The sequence below is a fragment of the Micromonospora inaquosa genome, assembly GCF_003857055.1.
GTDB lineage: Bacteria > Actinomycetota > Actinomycetes > Mycobacteriales > Micromonosporaceae > Micromonospora > Micromonospora inaquosa.
This window is the reverse complement of record NZ_QGSZ01000203.1, coordinates 80,489-100,755: the sequence shown is the minus strand read 5'-3', so window position 1 is coordinate 100,755 and position 20,267 is coordinate 80,489. Positions and strand designations below refer to the sequence as shown.

Sequence of the window (20,267 nt, the reverse complement as noted above, 5' to 3'; positions counted from 1 at the left end):
CTCTGATGGTTGGCTACGTCGCTGAGGATCCAGGAAGGCTGACCCAGCGCGCCCAGGATTTTCTCCATAGGTGTTCGCGCCGTGAAGACTTTGATCGAGGTCTTGTTGGCGCCGATCTTGACCAAGAGATTCGTGCCGTTTACGTCCAGTCGAACGGTAGGATCGTGTCAATGCTGGAGTTTGTTCAGGAGCGCTATGGAGGCCTCACCTACACGAGTGGCTTTTTCGACTCCGACGTCTTCTTCACGCCGGTCTGCGAGCCGGAGGATCCGACGGAGGAGCTTGAGATCCTGTATGCGGTGCAGACCGGATCACCTGCGGGTGCCTGTCTCTCAGCCGACGGAGTAGTGATCGTTGGCGTGGATTACCACGAGGTGCCAGAGTTTGCATCGCTCGACTCGTTAATTGAATGCGACTCCATGTTCGAACTCGCCGAGCAGCAGCCGGCGACCGGCACTATGCACCTTGCAGGGCTGGACCGTCTTCGAGGCGCTGTCGAGCTGATCGAGGCGAGCCCGTTTCGGCTTCGGCGAGTGCCGGAGGCGGGCGGTGCGCACACGTACTGGTTCAGCGGGCAATCGGCCTATGTGTTCCTGTCTGGGGCCTGGAGCGCCATAGGTTTCATGCCCCCATCCATCCGTGTCTGGGCGGGAAATCAGCAGGAGGTTAATCGGATCCTCGCGACGTTCGCCTGATGATTCCGGTCGGCTGACCGGTCCGCGAATCGCTAACGGGCCGGGCAGCGCTGCCCCTCCGGTGGCACGGTCAGGTCGATCAGGTAGGCGTCGACCGCGTTGGTGATGCAGGAGGTCTGCGGGTAGGCGGTGTGCCCCTCGCCCTCCCAGGTCAGCACCCGGCCGACGCCCAGCATCGACGCGAGGCGGGGAGTCTGCTCGTACGGTGTCGCCGGGTCGCCGGTGGTGCCGACCACCACGATCGGCGGCGCGCCGTTCGCCTTCCCGGTCGGGTACGGGTCGCGCCCGCCCGGCCACTCGACGCAGCTCAGCATGCCGACCGCGAGCGCCGGCCCGAACAGCGGGTACTTCGTGCGCCACTGCGACTGCAACTGGCGGATCTGCTCCCTGCTCGGCTTCTCCGTCTCGTCGGCGCAGTTGATGGCCAGGTTGGCGTCGAACAGGTTCGAGTAGTGCCCGTTGTCCTCCCGGCCGGCGTACGCGTCGGCGAGCCGGAACACGTCCTTCGGGTCGCCCTCGGCCAGTTTGTCGATCGCCTGGGCCAGCTCCTGCCAACCCGACTCGGTGTAGAGCGAGGAGATGACGGCGTAGAACACCCAGCCGGCGGTGGCCTCCCGCCCGTCGACCCCGCGTACCGGTGAGACCTTCGCCTTGTCGATGGCCGAGGTGACAGCCGCGCGGGCGTCCGGAGCGATCGGGCAGCGGCCGGCGTTCGCCGCGCACCAGTTGGTGAAGTTGGTGAAGGCCCGCTCGAAGCCGCGGGCCTGGCTCTCCGAGCCCTCGACCAGCCGCTGCTGCGGATCGACAGCGCCGTCGAGCACCAGCGCGCGCACCCGCTGCGGGTACAGCTGCGCGTACGTGGCACCGAGCAGGGTGCCGTACGAGTAGCCCAGGTAGGTGAGCTTGTCGTCGCCCACGGCGGCGCGTACCGCGTCCATGTCACGGGCGGCCTGCTCGGTGCCGTACAGCGGCAACTGGTCGCCGTAGCGGTCGCCGCAGCCGCGCCCGATCCGCTGGCTCAGGCCGACGAAGCCGTCGAACGCCGACTGGCTCGCCGGGTCCGGGTCGTAACCGAAGCTGGCGTCCAGGTCGGCGTCGGAGATGCACTTCACCGGGCTGGACCGGGAGACCCCACGCGGGTCGAAGCCGACGATGTCGAAGCGCTCGGTTATCGACGCGGGCAGCCCGCCGAACTGGGAGCCGAAGGAGAGGTAGACGGCGGTGTCGACACCGGAGCCGCCCGGACCGCCCGGGTTGACGACCAGTGAGCCGATCCGGTCGCGCTGCTTGGTGGACCGGGCCCTCAGCAGGGCGATCTCGAAGGTCTGCCCGACGCCCGGCCCGGCGGTCGCTCCGGTGCCGTTGCCCCAGTCGCGGGGCACCGCGATCCGGGTGCACTCGTAGCGCATGTTCGGTGCGCCACGCCCGACCAGCTCGTCGGGCACCTCCGGGCAGGGCCGCCAGGTCGGCGTGCTCCCGGTCGGCGCGGCGACACCCTCCGCCTCCGTGCGCGGCGCGAACGCCGGCAGCGTGCAACCGGCGGTGAGCAGCGCGGCCACGACGAAGCCAGCGAGAGTGCGACGGGCCCGACGGCTGCTCGCCATCCGAGGCTGGTCGGCGGTGCGGGTCACGTGGTCCTCCGGGATCGGGTCGACGGCCAGGCTACGCCGAGCCGGTGGCGGCTCGGTCCACGGTGGCCGTCGGGTCGCCGCGCAGCACCTGGTCCACGTCGAAGCGGATCGGCCGGTCGAGCTGGTCGTAGCGGCAGGACCGAGGATCGCGGTCCGGACGCCAACGGACGAACTGGGCGGTGTGCCGGAAGCGTTCGCCCTCCATCGCGTCGTAGCCCACCTCGACCACCAGCTCCGGGCGCACCGGCTCCCACTCCAGGTTTTTCGTGCCGGTCCACCGGCTCACCCCACCCGGGATGCGTTGCCCGCGCTCGTGGTCACCGTGCACCCACGGGTGCTCGCCGCCGATGTCCCGATAGGGCGCCAGCTCGTCGAGCAACTCGGCGCGGCGGGCCATGCTGAACGACGCGCTCACGCCCACGTGGTGCAGGACCCCGGCGTCGTCGTACAGGCCGAGCAGCAGCGAGCCCACCACCGGCCCGGACTTGTGCCAGCGGAAGCCGGCGACCACCGCGTCCGCGGTGCGGGCGTGCTTGACCTTGAACATCAGTCGCTTGCCCGGCGCGTACGGCAGGTCGGCCGGCTTGACGATCAGACCGTCCAGCCCGGCGCCCTCGAAGACGTCGAACCAGCGACGCGCGGTGTCCGGATCGGTGGTGACCTGGGTGACGTGCACGGGCGGGCGCACCCCGGCCAACGCCTGAACCAGCCGCTCACGGCGGCGCGGGTAGGGCTGGTCGAGCAACGCCTCGTCGCCGATGGCCAGCAGGTCGAAGGCGACGAAGTCGGCGGGGGTGGTCTCGGCCAGCATCTTCACCCGGGACGCCGCCGGATGGACGCGCTGGGCCAGCAGCTCGAAATCCAGCCGGGGTTGGCCGCTCGGCCCGTCGCGCCGGATCACGATCAACTCCCCGTCGACCGCGCACCGCTCGGGCAACTGCCGGCGGGCCTGCTCGACCACCTCGGGGAAGTAACGGGTCATCGACTTGCCGCCCCGGCTGGCCAGCTCGACCTCGTCGCCGTCGCGGAACACGATGCACCGGAACCCGTCCCACTTGGGCTCATAGGTCACCCCGGGCGTGGTGGGCAGCTTGGGGACGCTCTTGGCCAGCATCGGCTCGACCGGCGGGTTGATCGGCAGGTCCACGCCGCCCAGTCAATCAGACGGTGCCGACAGTTATGAGGCAGATCACCGTGGGTGCCGGGGTGGCGTGTCCGCGTACGCGCCGCTCGTCCTGACCGGGCGAATCGAATAACCCCAGGTCAGAGCTAATTTCGCGAGGTGTCCGAGTGGGTCTGTGACTGCTGCGGGCGGTGGCGGGTGAGCGTCGAGCTGATCCGGGGCCGCTACCGCTTCCGGCTGACCCGCCGCTATCCGGAGAGGTTCGGCGGCGGCCGGAACGTGCTCGGCGAGGTCGGTTCGGTGCCGGAGCTGGAGGAGCTGCTGCGTCGGCGTACCCCACTCACCCTGGCCGACCTGCACGAGGCCGCCTGACCCGGCGGCCGTCGGCGAACCGGGCGACCCGACCGCGCCGGCCGTACCCTGGCCGGTGTCCGGTCGAGGTCGAGGGGGGACGGTGCCCGAGCTGACGTACCCGGAGGTGGGGTCGACCCGGCACGGGCCGCTGCCCGGCGGGTACCACCACCTGCGCCACCGGTATCCGTTGCCCGCCGGTTGCTTCGAGACCGCCGCCGACGCGGTGTTGACCTGGCGGCTGCACCGCGCCGCTGGGGTCCGGATGCGCACCGACGCGACGCGGGCCACCGACGGTGTGCTGGTGACCGCCGGCCTCGGTGTCGGTCCGGCCCGCCTCTGGGGGCCGTGCCAGGTGGTCTGGAGTGCGAATTCACCCACGCTCGCCGGTTTTGGCTACGGCACCCTGCCGGGGCATCCGGAGCGGGGCGAGGAGGCGTTCGAGGTCGCCCGCGACGACACCGGCGCGGTCTGGTTCGAGGTCCGCGCGTTCAGCCTGCCGGACCGCTGGTTCACCCGCGTGGCAGGCCCGGCGGTCCGGGCGGTGCAGCACACGTACGCCTGGTGGCTCGGCCGCACCCTGCGTCGGCTCTGCGCCGACCGCTGAGCGCCGTACCGCCGAAGCGGGTCAGTAGCGGGCGAACGAGCGGATCGGGGCGCGCGGGCCGTACCTGGGTGCCCGGATGCCGGCGGCCTCCAGCAGCAGACAGACCCGGCCGCGGTGACCTCGGAACGGCTCCAGCAGGGCCATCATCCGGGCGTCGTCGCCCCGCGGTTCGCCGGCGAGCGCCCAGGCCACAGTGTTCGGGATGTGGTAGTCGCCGACGCTGACCGCGTCCGGGTCCCCGTAGGCGATCCGGACCACCTCGGCGGCCGTCCACGGCCCGATGCCGGGGATCGCGGTCAGCCGGCGGGTGGCCTCGGCGGCGTCGGTGCTGCGCTCCAGGCGGTCGGCGAGCGACGCGGCGCGACGTAGCGTCTCGGCCCGGCGCTGCTCCACCCCGAACGGGTGGAACACCCAGTACGGGGTGGCGGCCACGGCGGCGGCCTCGGGCGGTAGGAGCAGCGGTTGCAGGGGGCCGGGAGCCGGTTCCCGGAAGTGCCGCACCGTCGCCGCGTACGCCCGGTAGGCCTCCTTGCCGGTGACCTTCTGCTCGAAGACCGCGCGCAGCAGCCGGGGGAAGACCTGCCCGGTGGCCGGCATCCGTAGCCCTCGGTGCTCCCGGGCCAGCCGGGCGACCAGCGGGTGTGCCGCGGCCAGCTCGGTGAAGCCGGTCAGATCGTCGCGCAGCCCCGCGATCGCGTCGGCGCGGGCGAGGACATGCTCGGCGCCGGGCCCGTAGCCCTCCGCGAGCAACTCCCGGCCGGCCGGTCGCAGCGCGAGCGTGGCCGGGCCGTCCGGGGTGCGGGTGGCCCACCAGAAGGTGCCGGCCGCCACCCGGGCGCACGGGTCGTACGGGCTGAAGGTGAGCGCGCGGACCGAGGCGGCCAGCCGGTAGCCGACCGGTGGCTGTAGCACCCTGGTCGCGGCGGGTTCGGTCTCGGTCACCCCGCTACTCTGCCAGGTCACGGCGGGGGCCGACGACCGCCGTACCGGTCGCGCACGGGGCTGAGGAGCTTCGCGAGGGGCACGGTCGATTGGCCGTCCCGGTGTCATTGGACCACCCGAATGGCCAGGATTATCTTCTCTAATGCCTTCAAAACGCCCTTATGCCAATTTTACCTCTAGGCCAGGTATCGATCATGTGGTTGTTTGATGGCCTGCAGGTAAACGCACTGCCCCGGGCCACCTGCGGCGGCCACTGTCCCTCCCGCGCGCGGGAGAACGCGGTCCGGCCCGGAGATCGGTGTCCGCCGACAGCCGCCACGAGGCGGCGCGCGGTCGACGCCAGATCGCCGCGCGGTGCCAACGGGGATCTGTGGAAAGGCATGCACTGATGGCCGCATGGGTGTGTTTCGAATCATCGCGAGTGGGACGTCGCCCCGCTACCCGTTCGCAGGGATGACTGGTGCCCGCTGATGAGGCGGTCGTAGCGAGCGGACGGCCCAGCGCATGATCGCCCTGAAGATTTATCGACTCCTCCCGTCGCCGGTGCGGCGGCGGCTGCTGGGTCTGCTGCCCGCGCACCGGCGGATGGGCCTGGTGCAGACGCTCTCCCGACCGCGCGGCGGCGACACCGTGCATCCCCTCGGCGCCCGGGTGGCCGTGACCGACGGTGGCGTTCGCACCCGGGCCGAGGTCGTCGCCGCGGCGACCCCCCTGGAGCAGTGGCACCGTAACCTCACCGCCGTCACCACCGCGCTGCACACCGCCGGCATCGAATACCACTGCATTCGAAACGACGACCACCTGCGCAGCACCGTCGCGGTCCTGGACGACCACCGGGCGGCGGTACAACGCCTGATCCGGTCCGCGCCGGCGCTGTCGGGCGCAGACGTCCGGGTGGTGCAGGTCCAGCCCCGTCGGGACCAACCGGACGCCACACCGACCGAGGTGATCCGGGTCTGCTTCCCGGTGACCGACTCCCGCGCCGGTGTGGTCCTCGGCGCCCAGTTCGCGTGCGAGATCGAGTTCTGGAGCCGGCACGGAGACATGGTCCGCGCGCCTCGGCGCAACGGGGTCGTCGACGAGGCGCCCGCGCGGGCCCAGCCGGTCCGGGTGGCAGCGGCGCTGATGAGTCACTTCGTGCCCGAGGCCGACGACCACACCTACGGAACCCGCCGGGACCTGGCCGTCCGAGCGCCGGACCGGGTCGGCTTCCCGATCGACGCCGTCTACACCTGGGTGGACGGCTCCGACCCGCAGTGGCTGAAGCGCAAGTCGCTGGCGCTCGGCGCCCCGGACGGCCCCCTGCACGCGGTCGCCGCGAACTCCTCGCGCTACCACAACCGCGACGAGCTGCGGTATTCGCTGCGGTCGCTGCACGCCTTCGCACCCTGGCTACGGCGGATCTTCCTGATCACCGACAGCCAACTGCCGAGCTGGCTCGACCCGAGCCACCCGATGATCACGCTCGTCTCGCACACCGAACTCTTCGCCGACCTCGGCGGGCGGTCGTCGTACAACTCGCACGCCATCGAATCCCGGCTGCATCGAATCGACGGCCTGTCCGAGCACTTCCTCTACCTCAACGACGACGTGTTCCTCGGCCGGCCACTGCTGCCCAACCACTTCTTCCACGCCAACGGGATCGCGAAGTTCTTCCCCTCGCCGGCCCAGTTCGGCCTGGGGGAGGCGAAGCCGGAGGACCCGCCGGTGAAGGCCGCCGGGAAGAACAACCGTCGGCACATCCAGCGGCAGTTCGGCGTGACCATCACGCAGAAGATGAAGCACACCCCGTTCGCGCTGCGCCGCAGCATCATGCAGCAGATCGAGGGCAAGCTGCCGGCGGAGGTGGAGGCAACCGCGCGGCACCGGTTCCGCCACCACGGCGACCTGTCCATCCCGTCGTCGCTGCACCAGTACTGGGCGTTCCTGACCGCGCAGGCCGTCCCCGGCGACATCGAGTACGAGTACGCCGACCTGGGCCACCCCTCGACGCCCGCCCGGCTGGCCGAGCTGCTGGCCCGCCGGAACCGCGACGTGTTCTGCCTCAACGACACCGACTCCGACCCTCGATCGTTCGCCGAGCAGGAGCGGATGTTGGCCGACTTCCTGCCGCGCTACCTGCCGTTCCCCGCCCCGTTCGAGCTGCCGGACGACGTGGTGGCGGAGCGACGCAACGTGGGTGCCGGTGAGCTGTGGCGGCGGTCGTACCGGCCGGTGCAGGACGCCCGTCGGGGCGCCCCGATCGACGCGCCCACCATGCCCAACAACATGCTCAACACGGTCACCGATTTCAACGCCGAGCTGCTGCGGCGCCAACCGTGAACCCGCAGCAGCCCTGCCAGCCGATGTTTGCCCCGCGTTTCCCGCACCCTTTCCCGTGGAGTCCAGAGTGGTAGACCCCGCCCCGCAGGTCACGATCATCGTTCCGGTCTACAACGTCGAGGACTACCTGCCCGAGACACTCCAGTCGATCGCGGCGCAGACCGTCTTCTCCCAGTGTCACGTCATCCTGGTCGACGACGGCAGCACCGACGGCTCCGACCTGCTGGCCAAGCAGTTCGCGGCGGAACACCCGAACGTGACCGCCCTGCAACAGCGCAACAGCGGACCGGGGGCGGCCCGCAACCTCGCCCTCGACCTGGCCGACACCCCGTACGTGGCGTTCGTCGACTCCGACGACCTGCTGCCGCCGCGAGCCATCGAGGTGCTGCTCACCGCGATCGTCGCCAACAAGGCGAGCATCTCCATCGGCGACATGGACACCTTCCCGAAGCGGACCGCCTTCCTCTGGAAGAAGCCATTCGGCAAGGGCGATCGGCTGCTGGAGAGCGTCGTCGACGCACCGGAGCTGATCTTCGACGCGGGCCCGTGCCACAAGCTGTACGACCTGGCCCAGCTGCGTCAGCACGGCCTGCGGTTCCGCGAGGGCGTCCACTTCGAGGACGCCTTCCTGGCCATCCCGATGCTGCTCAAGGCCGAGCGCATCGCACTGGTGGACAGCGTCGTCTACAACTACCGTCGCCGGGAGTCCGGCAGCTCCATCATGGACAACCTGTTCATCCGGGAGCAGAACTACTGGGATCACCTGGAACTGTGCGAAACACTCGCCAACCTGCGGCCCGAGCTGGACGTGTTCCGCCGGGAGGTGCTGGAACGCTTCCTGGTGCGCAGCTACCAGGGCTTCGCGATGAGGGCGCACACCCTCTTCGACGACGCCGCGCTGTGGCGGATCTTCGAGAAATGCACCCAGATCTACCAGGACATCGACGCGGCCTTCATCGCCCGTTGGACCGCCGACACCCGGCACCGCGTCGCCTACCTCGCCTTCAAGTCGTATGACTTCGACCTGTTCGCGCGTCCGTGGGAGCGGGTGCACGGTGTCGTCGCCTGCGGTGGCGAGCTGCACCTCGACTACCCGGTGACGCCTGCCCTGCTTCCGCTGACCCGGGTGAGCGCTGTCTCCGTACGGCTGGAGCAGGTGCGGCTGACCGAGTCCGGGGAAGCCCTGAAGGTGTCCGGGCACGTGCAGATCAACGGGCTGCCCATGCACCGGCCGATCCGTACTCCGCTGGCGTTGCGGCTGCGGGGCGGCAAGCTGACCGTGCCCGCCACGCTGGAGCGGCGCAGCGATCTGAAGTCCGCCGACGACAGCAGGGAATGGTCCGGTTTTGCGGCCGAGGTGCCCGTCGCGCAGTTGCGCACCGGAAACCACCTGCTGCGGCTGGTCTTCCTGACCGAGACCGGGCAGGCGTCCCGGCAATGTCTGATCAGCGCGGCATACCTGCGCGACGCCCCGATGAAGCGCTCCGGGGACACCCGCATCCTGCCGGGCTTCGCCGGTCGGGAGAACGCCACACTGCTCGTACAGCGCGCCAGCGGCGCCGAAGGTCGCCGCCGCTGGCACCGGATGCTGGTGCGCAAGGACCTGCGACACGTCGTGTCCCGCCGACCCTTCTGGAAGCAACGCCTGCTGCGTCTGCTCACCGAGCCGTTCATGCGCGGGCGCGACGTCTGGCTTGTCGGGGAGCGTAAGGACACCGCACAGGACAACTCCTGGCACCTGTTCCGGCACCTCCGTAAGGTCGAGCGCCGACGGAATGCCTATTACGTGATCGCCAGCGACAGCCCGGACCGGGAGCGGCTGAGTGGGCTCGGCAACGTCGTCAAGTACGACTCGTTCCGGCACAAGTTCCTCATGCTCCATGCCACCAAGTTGATCAACTCGTACGACATCGACTCGTACATGCTGCCGTCCACCTGGGAGCGCGGGCAGTACCTGAAGCACCTCAACTGGCGGATCGGCCCAGCCCGCGTCTTCCTCCAGCACGGCGTCACGGACAAGGACGTCAGCGGCGGGTTGCACCGGGCCAAGACCGGCGTCGACCTCTTCGTCGCGGCAGCCGGTCAGGAGGCCGAGTACGTGTCGAAGCAGTTCGACTACGGCGACGCGGCCCAGCGGCTGGGCTTCCCGCGCTTCGACGCACTGGTTCCGGACCGGGGTGGGCGGCGAATTCTGCTGATGCCCACCTGGCGCAGCTACCTGGTCAGCCCGTCCTACAACCCGTCGCTGCGCCCCCGGTTCCCGTTCGACACCTCCGGGTACGCACTCTTCCTGAGCGAGTTGTTCGGTAGCGAGGAGTTGCGGCTCAGCCTGCGGCGGCACGGCTACACCCTGGAGTTCCTGCCGCACTACGAGATGCGCAGTGTCTCGACGGCGATGGTGCCGGCGGACCCCGCCTTCGCGGTGGTGGACCAGACGCAGCGCAGCGTCCAGGACGCCCTGCGGCAGTGTGACCTGTTCATCACCGACTACTCGTCCACTGCTTTCGATGTCGCGTACCTCGGCACGCCCTTGATCTACGCGCACTTCGACAAGGAGGAGTACTTCTCGATCGGGGGCTACCGTAAGGGCTACTTCGAGCACAAGGAGCACGGGTTCGGCCCGGTGTGTGAGACCGCGGAGGAGACCGTGAAGGCGATCCTGAGCTACCTGGAGAGCGGGTGCGTCCGCGAGGAGGAGTACTCGCGCCGGGCGGCCGACTTCTTCGCAGTCCAGGACCAGAACAACTCGCAGCGGGTGGCGGCGGCCATCGCGGCGCTGCCGGGCCCGCAACAGTGACCGGACCGACGCCCACCCCGGGCGAGCCGCCCCGGGCACTGGCCGAACCCTCCGGGCTGGTGGAGGTGTACCGCCGGGTGTTGAGCCCGCAGACCCGCCGCGCCATCGCGACGAAGGTGAGCCCCCGGGCCCGGCACCAGCTGAAGCAGTGGGTTGCCCGGGCCGCCCGGGACGGCAACCTCTCCGAGCGGCGGGGCGAGCGGCTGGCCCGCCGCCAGCCGGAGTTGCTGGCCGGCGCGGACCGGCTGGTCGTCACCGCCGACCGGGGGCCCCGGGTGGCCCGGACCGGCGCGGCAGTCACGCCCCTGCGGGTCCGGTTGGAGAATCTGCAGACGGTGACGGCGGCGCTCGACGAGGCCGGCGTACCCCATTTCCGGGTGCGGGGGGAGTCCCACCGCTCCTCGGTGGTGGCTGTCGAGGCCACGTACCGCGCGCAGGCGTGTGCCGCGCTCGCCGCGGCCTGCGGTCGGGTCCCCGGCTACGTCTCGGTGCCGGGCAGCACCGGGCAACCGGCTGCCGGGTTCGAGACGAAGACCTGGGATCACCTGGCGAACGCCCCGGTGCTCCGACTGACCTGGTACTGGACCGATCCGCGTCGCCGGCTGGTGCTGGGGCAGGAGTACGGGTGCGACGTCGAGTTCTGGACCCGGGAGGGCGACACCCTCGTCGCGCCTCGGCGCAACCCGGTCGCCGAGGAGGTGACGGTGGCGGCGCCGCTGGTCCTCGTACCGGAATCGCGGTTCACCGGTTTGGCGTCCGCCTCCGCGCCCGCGACCGCCTGGACCCGTCCGGAGTTCGCCGCGCCCCGACCCGACGACGTGCAGTTCCCGGTCGACGTGGTCTACACCTGGGTCGACGGCACCGACCCGGCCTGGCTACGCCGACGGGCCGAGGTGGCCGGGGTGCCGTACCACGCGGAGGCGGCGAGCGCGGCCCGCTTCCTCAGCCGCGACGAGCTGCGCTACTCGCTCCGGTCGCTGCACCTCTTCGCGCCGTGGGTACGCCACGTCTACCTGGTGACCGACGACCAGGTGCCGGCGTGGCTGGACCCGTCCGCCAGCGGGCTGCGGGTGGTCAGCCACCGGGAGATCTTCACCGACCCGACGGTGCTGCCGACGTACAACTCGCACGCCATCGAGAGTCAACTGCACCACATCGACGGGCTCTCCGAACACTTCCTGTACTTCAACGACGACGTCTTCCTCGGCACCGAGGTGCTGCCGCAGGACTTCTTCCTGGCCAACGGCATCTCGCGGTTCTTCCCCTCGCCGGCGCTGGTGCCGCCGGGTCCATCCAGAGCCGGGGACATCCCGTCGTCGGCGGCCGGGAAGAACAACCGGGCGTTGATCGCGGAGCGGTTCGGCACCGTGCTGACCCAGAAGATGAAACACATGCCGCACGCGCTGCGGCGTAGCGTGCTCCAGGAGATCGAGCAGACGTTCCCGCAGCAGTACGGGCGGACCGCGGCCAGTCAGTTCCGCAGCATGGACGACCTGTCGGTCGCCTCGTCGCTGCACCACTACTACGCGTTCCACACCGGTCGGGCGGCACCGGGGGACCTGCGGTACACCATCGCCGAACTGTCCCACCCGGACACACCAGCCCGGTTGGCGCACCTGCTCGCCCGTCGGGATCGGCAGGTGTTCTGCCTGAACGACGCGTTCTCCGTCGAGGAGGACCTCGACGCGCAGATGGCGCTGCTCGTCCCGTTCCTGGAGACGTACTTCCCGGTGCCGAGCCCGTGGGAACGGGCCTGACCCACCCCGGACACGACGGTGGCCGGCCGCGCCCTCCCCGGCGACGACCGACCACCGTGCCCTCGCGGGCGATCGGGCTCAGTACGAGTAGCCCGAACCGCCGGCGTCGTCCGAGCCGCTGTCCGACGGCGGTGCGACCGCCTTCGGGGTGCCCTTGGGCAGGCAGCTCAGGTTCTTCTTGCCGTCCGGCTGGACCACGAACCAGGTGCCACCGACAGCCTGGCCCTTCCACTGGCCGGGCTTCTTGTCACCGATGTAGCGGTAGACCGGCCAGCCGCCGACGGTGAGCTGACGGGTGCCGTCCTGCCGGGTCACGCTGCTGACCTTGTCGTCGGAGACGCCGGTGAGCTCCGGGTTGCCGTCGGTCAGTGCCGGGGGCCACACCTCGGCGCACTTGTCGACACAGTTCGACGACGGCGGGTCGGCGGTGTCCTTGTCGAAGCGGTACAGGATCCAGCCGTCCTGGTCGGTGACCACCTTGCCCATCCGGGCGACACTCTTACCGACCAGCTTCTCGGTCAGGTCGACGTCGGCGGGCGGGGCGTCGGCGGCCGGCGCCTCCGCGGACGCCGAAACCTCAGGCTCAACCGTCGCGGTGGGCTCGGCCGCGGCGACGGCGACCGGCTCGGCCGCGCTCGAGTTCGCCCCGTCGTAACCCGCGGGAGCGCAGGCCGTTAGTGCGACCATCGCGCTCGCGACGATGACGGTCCGCTTCATCTGTGCCACGTGCCCTCCTCATTCTTGACAGTTCACCCATTGGTACGGCCGGCAGGCTGTCAAGGTTGAAGGAGTAACAGTGGTCAATTTCACGTGAACCGATTGAACCGTTTCCGCCCGCGACGCGTACGCCCCGGCGAGAGGACAGTTCACGCAACAACAGATCGGCGCCGGCCATTGTCACAATGACCGACGCCGATGCGGTAGGAGCGCTTACAAAGGTACGGTGACCAGCGTGCTCGCCACCCCGTCGGCATCCACCGACTGCACCTGGAGCTGCTTGATGTCAGCCGGCAGCGCCGACGTCGAGGCACTCAACTCCAGACCCTGCGGTCGGGTGTTGGTGCCATAACCGCCATCCGGCACCGACCAACTGGAGATGACCTCGGTGCTGCCGTTCTTGCGCACCACCACCAGCCGACAGATGCGCGGGCCGGGCAGCTTCCGCAGGCTGAAATTGATCCGGGTGCCGTAGTCCTTGGTCACCAGGAACATGGTGGTCTGCACACCGGTGGTCGGATCGGTCGCCTCGACCTGGTCGCCCTCCACCTCGGTGCCGCCCACACCCGGGCCGCTCGGCGCGGCTGTCGGCACACTCGTCGGCGGGTCGTTGGGCGCGCTCGGCGTCGACTCGGCGAGCACCCCCGGCGGCTGCTCGTTGCCGGTCACGCTGACGAAGCCGTACCCGCTCAAACCGCCGAAGACCACCACCGCGGCGGCCGTCGCGAGCATCTGACGAAACCGGGTACGCCGCCGGTCGGCCCGGACCGCGCCGAGCGTCCGATCCAGCAGGGCCGGGTCCGTCGCCGTCTGCTCCAGCGCCATCATCGTCTCGCCGTCGATGTCGGAGAGCAACCCGACCACCGGCACCATCGTCTCCAACTCGGCCGCGCACGCCCAGCAGGTGGCGAGATGCTCCTCGAACCGCTCAGTGTCCTGCTCGTCGAGCACACCGAGCGCGTACGCCGCGACATCCATGTGGTCCGGCCGGCTCATTCTGTCACCCCCCGCTCCTGCAGAGCCGTGCGCAGCGCGCGCAGCGCGTAGTAGACCCTCGACTTGGCGGTGCCCAGCGGCAGGCCCAACTCCTCCGCGGCCTCCGGCACCGTCCGCCCCCGGAAGTACGTCGAGATCAGAATCTCCCGGTGCGACTGACTCAGCGTACGCAGCGCGTCCGCCACCGTCATGGTGCGCAGCACCCGGTCGGTGCTGTCCGCCTCGGCGAACGCGGTCAGGTCCCGGTCGTACGTCTCCGGCGGCCGGGCCTCCTGGCTGCGGTGCTCGTCGATGGCGATGCGGCGGGCCACCGTGACCAACCACGGCCGCAACGATCCCTGCCCCTGAGTGCCCAGGCGGTGCGCGTTGCGCCAGGCCCGCAGCAGCGTCTCCTGGACGATGTCCTCCGCGCGCTGCCGGTCCCCCCCGGTGAGGCGCATGACGAACATCAGCAACGGACCGGCATGCTCGGCGTAGAGCTGACGGATCAACTGGTCGGAGTGGCTGGCCTCGGTTGACGTCGCCTGATGGCGCCCGGGCGCCGGTCGCGGCGTCACCGGACCATTCTGGCGAGGCGTCGCGCGTGCGTCGACCCCCCGGGCAGACGACGTTGACCGTGACGAGGGTCGAGCCGACAACCAGTCAGCGCGTACCGCGTCGCCATGCCAACCGGCCGCCACCGCGTGCATGCAGACCTCCGGGATCTCCGTGACCAACGCCGGCCCACGAAGCGGGCCGCCCGGTGGTACGCAGCACCAGCCCCAACGGATCAACAAACGGCGAAAAAAACTTCTGCGCCGCCGATCAGTGGACGATCAGCGGCGTACCGAGAACAGTCCCGGCGGTGGCGGATCGGAGCCCGTCGCGTCGGCGTCCCGCACGACCTGCGCGCCACTGGCGAAGCGGTCCAGTTCGTCGCCGGCCACCACCCGGCCGGGAAACCAGTCGCCGGCGGCGCGTCTGGTCAGCTCCGGCACCGGCGGGGTGGACCGCCCCGCGACCAGCACCAAATTTCCGTACCGACGCCCGCGCAACACCGCCGCGTCCCCGACCAGACACGCCTGCGGCAGCACCGACCGGACAGTGGCGACCTGCCCACGGGCGTGCCGCAGCGGCGGGCCGTCGGCCAGGTTCGCCAGGTACCAACCGGCGGGACGCAGCACCCGGGCCACCTCGGCCGCGTATTCCACCGACGTGAGGTGGGCCGGGGTACGCGCACCGGCGAACACGTCGGCGACCACCACGTCGTAACTGGCCTCCCGAGTGGACGCCAGCACCGCCCGGGCGTCCTCCACCCGAACCCGCAACCGAGGGTCGGACGGCCACGGCAATGCCCGACGAACCAACTCCACCAGCGCGCCGTCCACCTCGGACACCCGCTGGGTCGACCCGGGACGGGTGGCGGAGACGTACCGGGGCAGGGTCAGGGCGCCACCACCCAGATGCAGCACCCGCAGCGGCGCACCGGACGGCGCGATCAGATCCACGGCGGCAGCCAGCCGACGCACGTACTCGAACTCCAGGTGAGTGGGGTCGGTCAGGTCGACGTGCGACTGCGGCGCCCCGTCCAACAGCAGCGTCCACGAGCCGGCCCGATCCGGATCCGGCACCAGCTCCGCCAGCCCGGTGTCCACCTGCTCGACCACCCGGTCACCCGCCCGTTTACGCCCCACCGGAACCAGTATCCGCGTTCAACGGGCGGCGCGGGCCGCTGCGGTCAACGCGCGGTGCAGCAGCCGGGAATCACCGAGCAGGGCCCGCAGTCGACGCTCCAGGCCAGCGATCGGGATCAGGTTCTGCGGGGCACGAGGATCCTTGTACGGGGTGGACGCGAAGCGTGGCAGCGTGACCAGCGACAGGTCGGCCAGCTCGATCGCCGCCTCGACCGGCAGATCGGCGGAGCACTCCACCCGCACGATGCCCGCCCACGGCGCACCGATCGCCACCGGCAGCCGCAAATACCACGACCAACCACCCCAGGCGGTGCCGAGCCGGAACACCGGCGACCGCTCACCCGACGCCATCCCGGTCACCACGGCGGTCAACCGGGCATCCAGGTACTGACTGTGCTGCGTCTTGATGTAGCCCAGGGTGCGCGGCAACTGCCGACGACTGCGCAACGGGCCGTCCACCACCAACAGGTCACCGTCGACCCGGGCCGAGTCGGACACCGCCACCTCCAACGCGGTCAGCGGACCCTGCACGGCGGCCGGCAGCTTCGCCAACTCACCGGTGCCACCCACCCGGTGCACCGGGTAACGGATCGCGCCCGCCACCACATCCTGCGCCGACGGGCTCGCCGTGAACAGACCCCGACCGACCCGGGTGCCCGCCAGCTGCGCCGCACCCCGGCCCAGGTCACAGCGGACCACCCCGGCCGCGTACGAGGCGGCCAACCCGGGGAACGATCCGCCGTCGGTCTCGGCCGTCCAGATGCTCGCGTCGATCCGGCGAACCCCGTCGACCAGCAACACCACGTCCGGTGCCCGCACCCCGGCGCGTACCCCGATCGCCCGCCAGTCCACGGCGGGCAACTCCACATCCGCGTCGACCTGGGCGCTGCTCGGCGCGGCCGGCCCGGAGGCGGACGCCTCGAACGACGCCCCGTACGCCGGATCCCACGAATCCACGAAGAACGCGGCGTCACTCACCGAGCTGGCCCTTCGTTCGCGACTGCGGGGCTCCGCTGCGCTGCACTCCTCGCGTTCACCGGCCCGTCCGCTCCACGCGCGCGGAGCGGGCGTCCTTGCGCACCTCGAAGCGGACCGGGATCCGCTCGGCCAACGCCGGCACGTGGGTGACCACGCCGACCATCCGATCGCCCCGGGCCGCCAGGTTTTCCAGGGTCGCCGCCACCGTGTCCAGGGTGGCGGCGTCGAGCGTGCCGAAACCCTCGTCCAGGACGATCGACTCCAGGCTCGCCGCCGTGGTGGACATCCCGGCCAACTGCTCGGAGAGCGCCAACGCCAGCGCCAGCGACGCCTGGAACGTCTCACCGCCGGAAAGGGTGCGCACACCCCGACGCAGCCCCGCGTCGTGATGGTCGACCACGACGAACTCGCCCTTGTCGTGCACCAACTCGTACTGCCCGGAGGACAACTCCCGCAGAATCCCCGACGCACCGTCGACAAGCAGATCCAACGCCTCGGCCAGCAACCACCGCTCGAAGTTGTTGGCCCGCAGGTGCCCGGCGAGCGCGCGCGCCACCTGCGCCTCCCGCTCGTGCCCCGCCCGCTGCTCGCGCAACGCACCGGCCTGCTCGCGACGCTCGTGCAGCCGCCGCCGGTCGGCTTCGGCCCGCTCCACCGCCACCGTCGCCGCGTGCACCGGGTCGTCCCCGACCGGCACGTCGGCGGCGGCGAAGATGGCCGCGATGGCCCGCTGCACCCCGTCGGCCACCGACTCGGCCGCCGCCACGGCGGCGGCCCGACCGGCCCGGTCGGCGCGGCGGCGGTCCGCCTCGCTGGTCGCCCAGTCGGTCAGCGTCGCCCACGCGGCGGCCACATCATCCCGGTCGGTAGCCGGCGGGCCGAACCGGGCCAACCCGTCCCGAGCGGAGTCGAAGGCCCGCCACGCCGCCCGCAGCCGCTCCTCGGCGGCATCCACCCCGGCCCGGGCCTGGCGAGCGGTCTCGCGGCCGGCCCGGACCGCCGTCGCCGCCTCCTCCAGCGCGCGCCGCAACCGGGCGTGCTCAGCCAACTCCCGGCGCAGCGCGGCCGGCTCGGCCTCCCCGGAGAGCTGCCCGTCCAGCTCGGCCAGCCGGGCCTCCAACTGCTCCTGCCGGGCCCGCGCCTGCACCAGCAGCCGCTCCAGCTCACGCGCCGCCGCGTCCCGCTGCTGCACCGTCGCCTGCGCGGCCTTGGTCGCGGCCCGCGCCGCCTTGCCGGCCGCCGTCGCGGCCGCCACCGCCGAATCGGCCGGCACCGCCGGCACCTCGGCCACCGGCTGCTCACACACCGGGCACGCCGCGCCGGCGTGCAGATGCACCCGCAGGCTCACCGCCAGGTCGGTGGCCTTCGCCTCCTCGTGCGCCCGGAAGGCCGCCTCCAACTCGGCCTCGGCCCGTTCGGCGACCCCGCGGGCGGCAGCCAGGGCCGCCACCGCGGCCGCGTGCTCATCGTTCGCCGTGCGCACCGCCGCGCGGACCGTGTCGGCCTCGTCGGAGAGCCGATCCCGATCGTCGTACGCCCGCAGCAGCAGTCGCAGCGCGCTCTCGTCACCGGCGCCGGCCAGCTCGCCGCGCAGCTTCTCCTCCCGCTCCTCGGCCAGCGACACCCCGGTCACCGCCGACTCGGCCTCCGCCCGCGCCGCGGTGACCGCGCGCGCGACAGCGGTCACCCCACCCGGCGCCCGCACTCCGGTCAGCACCGTCAGCTCGTCGTCCAGGGCGGTCAGCGCCGCCGCCGCCTCCCGTGCGGTGACCCGGGCCGCCGCCAACTCCGGCACCGCCTCGGCCACCGCGGCCGCCAGCTCGGCCATCCGGTCGACCCGGGCGTCAACCTCGGCCAACGCCTCGTCGTCCACCCCGGTCAACCCGGCGAGCACCTGGTCGACCGCCTCCAGCCGGGCCTCCGCCTGCGCGGCACGCGCCGTCGCCTTCTTCTGCACGTCCTCGTAGACGCCGAGGCCCAACAGGTTGACCAGGATCTGTTGCCGGGTCGCCGGCTTGGCGTGCAGGAAATCGGCGAACTGCCCCTGCGGCAGCACCACACAGCTGGTGAACTGCTCGTACGGCAGCCCAACCGCCTCCAGCACCGCCTGCTCCATCTCGGCGGGGGTGCCGGCCACCACCTCGCCGAGATCGTCCGGGCTCAGACCGGTGTCCAGTTTGGTCACGTCGAAGCCGGCCGGCATCAGCTGCAACCCGGCGTTCGCGGTCTTCACGTTGCCCCGGCCGTCCCGGCGGACCACCCGGGTCGCCACGTACCGGGCACCGCCGGACTCGAAGACCAACCGCACCCGCGCCTCGGTCGCCGACGGCGCGAGCGCGTTCGCCAGCCCCCGGGCCCCACCCCAGCGGGGCACCATGCCATACAGGGCGAAGCAGATCGCGTCCAGCACCGTGGACTTACCCGAACCGGTCGGGCCGATCAACGCGAAGAAGTCGGCGTCGGTGAAGTCGACTGTGGTCTCGTCCCGGAAGACAGTGAACCCGGCCATGTCCAACCGCATCGGGCGCATCAGTGATCGACCTCCTCGAAAAGCTCGTCGAAGAGCTCCCGGACACCCTCGTCGGCGTGGCCCCGGCTGTCCAGGTAGTCGGCGAACAACTCCCGGGGCGACCGCCCCGAACGCTGGGCGATGCGCGCGCCACTGCCCGGCGCGGCCAACAGCTCCGGGTCGATCCGGATCTCCAGGGCCCGGGGGAGCAGCTCCTGAACCTCCTCGCGCAGGCCGGCGCGGGGCTGCTCCCGCACATACACCCGCAGCCACGCGTCCGGTGCCTCGATTTCGGCGAGCTGGGCCAGGGTGCCCCGCACCGTCCGCAGCGCGCTCGCCGCCGTCACCGGCACCTCCCGCACCCGGGCGGCGGTGCTGGCCGTCACCTCGACCATCGTCACCGAGGGGATGTTCTCCTGCTCACCGAAGTCGACAGCGAGCGGGCTGCCGCTGTACCGCACCGGACAGGGGCCGGCGACCCGCTGCGCCCGGTGCAGGTGACCAAGCGCCACGTAGTGCGCGGTGGCCGGGAAGACGGTGGCCGGCACGGCGTAACCCAACACGGTGTGCGCGTCGCGCTCGCCGCCACCGGTGGCCGCGCCGGTCACCGTCAGGTGCGCGGTGACCAGGTGCACCCGGTCCGGTTCGGTGAACCCCTCGGTCAGTCGCCCCAGCACCCGGCCCAGGTGGTCGGCGTACGTCTGGTTGGTCTCCGCGGCGGTCAGCTCGTACATCTCCAACGCGCGCACCGCGTACCGCTGGGACAGGAACGGCAACGCGGCCAGCCGCCACCGCTCGCCACCGGCGGTGGTGCCGTCGATGATGTGCTCGTCCGGATTTTCCCGCACCCCGCCGCGCAGCGTGATGCCGGCGGCATCGGCCCACGGGCGCAGCGCGTCCAACGCCGGCCCGTTGTCGTGGTTGCCACCGATCGCCACCACGTCCGCGCCGGTCCGCCGAAGCGCCGTCAACGCCCGGGTGACCAGGCGGGTCGCCTCCGAGCTGGGCGCGGCGGTGTCGTACAGGTCACCGGCGACGATCACCAGATCCGGCTGCTCGGCACGGGCGATCTCGATCACCCCGGCCAGCACGGCCTTGTGCTCGTCGGACCGGGACTGCCCCTTGAGCACCTTTCCCACGTGCCAGTCGGAGGTGTGCAGGATCTTCAT

Annotated in this window: 16 protein-coding genes; 6 read left to right on the top strand and 10 right to left on the bottom strand. The window is 71.2% G+C overall.

Going from position 1 to position 20,267, the window contains the following annotated elements; translation table 11 throughout:
• The first annotated feature begins 5 nt into the window (after nt 1–5).
• Nucleotides 6–695: a hypothetical protein gene (locus tag DLJ59_RS14935; RefSeq protein ID WP_124773105.1), complete on the top strand. Its 690-nt coding sequence runs from the start codon at nt 6–8 to the stop codon at nt 693–695.
• A gap of 32 nt (nt 696–727) precedes the next feature.
• On the opposite strand, the gene DLJ59_RS14930 is transcribed toward DLJ59_RS14935, so the two are convergent.
• Both DLJ59_RS14930 and DLJ59_RS14925 read right to left on the bottom strand, forming a co-directional pair.
• The gene (locus DLJ59_RS14930; protein ID WP_124773135.1) at nt 728–2,299 is read right to left on the bottom strand and encodes an alpha/beta hydrolase; all 1,572 of its coding nucleotides are present in this window, start codon (nt 2,297–2,299) and stop codon (nt 728–730) included.
• Between the two features lie 58 nt (nt 2,300–2,357).
• Complete coding sequence (locus tag DLJ59_RS14925; protein ID WP_124773104.1) at nt 2,358–3,473, bottom strand: ATP-dependent DNA ligase; 1,116 nt, start codon at nt 3,471–3,473, stop codon at nt 2,358–2,360.
• A gap of 135 nt (nt 3,474–3,608) precedes the next feature.
• Here DLJ59_RS14925 and DLJ59_RS14920 point away from each other — a divergent pair, with 135 nt between their 5' ends.
• Nucleotides 3,609–3,821: a hypothetical protein gene (locus DLJ59_RS14920; protein ID WP_030336201.1), complete on the top strand. Its 213-nt coding sequence runs from the start codon at nt 3,609–3,611 to the stop codon at nt 3,819–3,821.
• Between the two features lie 82 nt (nt 3,822–3,903).
• Nucleotides 3,904–4,407 carry a DUF1990 family protein gene (locus DLJ59_RS14915; RefSeq protein WP_124773103.1) on the top strand — a complete coding sequence of 168 codons (504 nt, stop codon included), beginning with the start codon at nt 3,904–3,906 and terminating at the stop codon, nt 4,405–4,407.
• A 21-nt stretch (nt 4,408–4,428) separates the two neighbouring features.
• Here DLJ59_RS14915 and DLJ59_RS14910 read toward each other — a convergent pair whose 3' ends face one another.
• Nucleotides 4,429–5,349 carry a DNA-3-methyladenine glycosylase family protein gene (locus tag DLJ59_RS14910; RefSeq protein WP_124773102.1) on the bottom strand — a complete coding sequence of 307 codons (921 nt, stop codon included), beginning with the start codon at nt 5,347–5,349 and terminating at the stop codon, nt 4,429–4,431.
• Nucleotides 5,350–5,853: 504 nt separating this feature from the next.
• Between DLJ59_RS14910 and DLJ59_RS14905 the strand changes: the two genes are divergently transcribed.
• The 3 genes from DLJ59_RS14905 to DLJ59_RS14895 all read left to right on the top strand — a co-directional run bounded on the left by DLJ59_RS14905 (nt 5,854) and on the right by DLJ59_RS14895 (nt 12,225).
• A complete protein-coding gene (locus DLJ59_RS14905) occupies nt 5,854–7,671 on the top strand; it encodes a stealth family protein (protein WP_124773101.1) in 1,818 nt (605 codons plus the stop codon).
• A 67-nt stretch (nt 7,672–7,738) separates the two neighbouring features.
• On the top strand, nt 7,739–10,468 hold the full coding sequence (locus DLJ59_RS14900; protein WP_158630835.1) for a bifunctional glycosyltransferase/CDP-glycerol:glycerophosphate glycerophosphotransferase: 2,730 nt from the start codon (nt 7,739–7,741) through the stop codon (nt 10,466–10,468).
• Nucleotides 10,465–12,225, top strand: a complete 1,761-nt coding sequence (locus DLJ59_RS14895; protein ID WP_208648697.1) for a stealth family protein — start codon at nt 10,465–10,467, stop codon at nt 12,223–12,225. Before DLJ59_RS14900 ends, DLJ59_RS14895 begins: the two co-directional genes overlap by 4 nt.
• A 78-nt stretch (nt 12,226–12,303) precedes the next feature.
• Here the strand turns inward: DLJ59_RS14895 and DLJ59_RS14890 are convergent, their stop codons facing one another.
• The 7 genes from DLJ59_RS14890 to DLJ59_RS14860 all read right to left on the bottom strand — a co-directional run bounded on the left by DLJ59_RS14890 (nt 12,304) and on the right by DLJ59_RS14860 (nt 20,267).
• A complete protein-coding gene (locus tag DLJ59_RS14890) occupies nt 12,304–12,951 on the bottom strand; it encodes a hypothetical protein (RefSeq protein ID WP_124773098.1) in 648 nt (215 codons plus the stop codon).
• A 204-nt stretch (nt 12,952–13,155) separates the two neighbouring features.
• A complete protein-coding gene (locus tag DLJ59_RS14885; protein ID WP_124773097.1) occupies nt 13,156–13,938 on the bottom strand; it encodes an anti-sigma factor family protein in 783 nt (260 codons plus the stop codon).
• Complete coding sequence (locus tag DLJ59_RS14880) at nt 13,935–14,627, bottom strand: sigma-70 family RNA polymerase sigma factor (RefSeq protein WP_124773096.1); 693 nt, start codon at nt 14,625–14,627, stop codon at nt 13,935–13,937. Before DLJ59_RS14880 ends, DLJ59_RS14885 begins: the two co-directional genes overlap by 4 nt.
• Before the next feature lie 126 nt (nt 14,628–14,753).
• Nucleotides 14,754–15,611: a spermidine synthase gene (locus tag DLJ59_RS14875; protein ID WP_124773095.1), complete on the bottom strand. Its 858-nt coding sequence runs from the start codon at nt 15,609–15,611 to the stop codon at nt 14,754–14,756.
• 18 nt (nt 15,612–15,629) lie between these two features.
• Nucleotides 15,630–16,589: a hypothetical protein gene (locus DLJ59_RS14870; RefSeq protein ID WP_124773094.1), complete on the bottom strand. Its 960-nt coding sequence runs from the start codon at nt 16,587–16,589 to the stop codon at nt 15,630–15,632.
• A gap of 55 nt (nt 16,590–16,644) precedes the next feature.
• Nucleotides 16,645–19,119: an AAA family ATPase gene (locus tag DLJ59_RS14865; RefSeq protein WP_124773093.1), complete on the bottom strand. Its 2,475-nt coding sequence runs from the start codon at nt 19,117–19,119 to the stop codon at nt 16,645–16,647.
• Nucleotides 19,119–20,267, bottom strand: coding sequence for an exonuclease SbcCD subunit D (locus DLJ59_RS14860; protein ID WP_124773092.1), 1,149 nt, complete (start codon nt 20,265–20,267; stop codon nt 19,119–19,121). Before DLJ59_RS14860 ends, DLJ59_RS14865 begins: the two co-directional genes overlap by 1 nt.

What these genes read in the sequence shown, in the direction of transcription:
- DLJ59_RS14935 (WP_124773105.1), top strand. Translation starts at nt 6, where the DNA reads ATGGTTGGCTACGTCGCTGAGGATCCAGGAAGGCTGACCCAGCGCGCC.
- DLJ59_RS14880 (WP_124773096.1), bottom strand. Translation starts at nt 14,627, where the DNA reads ATGCACGCGGTGGCGGCCGGTTGGCATGGCGACGCGGTACGCGCTGAC.
- DLJ59_RS14885 (WP_124773097.1), bottom strand. Translation starts at nt 13,938, where the DNA reads ATGAGCCGGCCGGACCACATGGATGTCGCGGCGTACGCGCTCGGTGTG.
- DLJ59_RS14860 (WP_124773092.1), bottom strand. Translation starts at nt 20,267, where the DNA reads ATGAAGATCCTGCACACCTCCGACTGGCACGTGGGAAAGGTGCTCAAG.
- DLJ59_RS14930 (WP_124773135.1), bottom strand. Translation starts at nt 2,299, where the DNA reads ATGGCGAGCAGCCGTCGGGCCCGTCGCACTCTCGCTGGCTTCGTCGTG.
- DLJ59_RS14865 (WP_124773093.1), bottom strand. Translation starts at nt 19,119, where the DNA reads ATGCGCCCGATGCGGTTGGACATGGCCGGGTTCACTGTCTTCCGGGAC.
- DLJ59_RS14905 (WP_124773101.1), top strand. Translation starts at nt 5,854, where the DNA reads ATGATCGCCCTGAAGATTTATCGACTCCTCCCGTCGCCGGTGCGGCGG.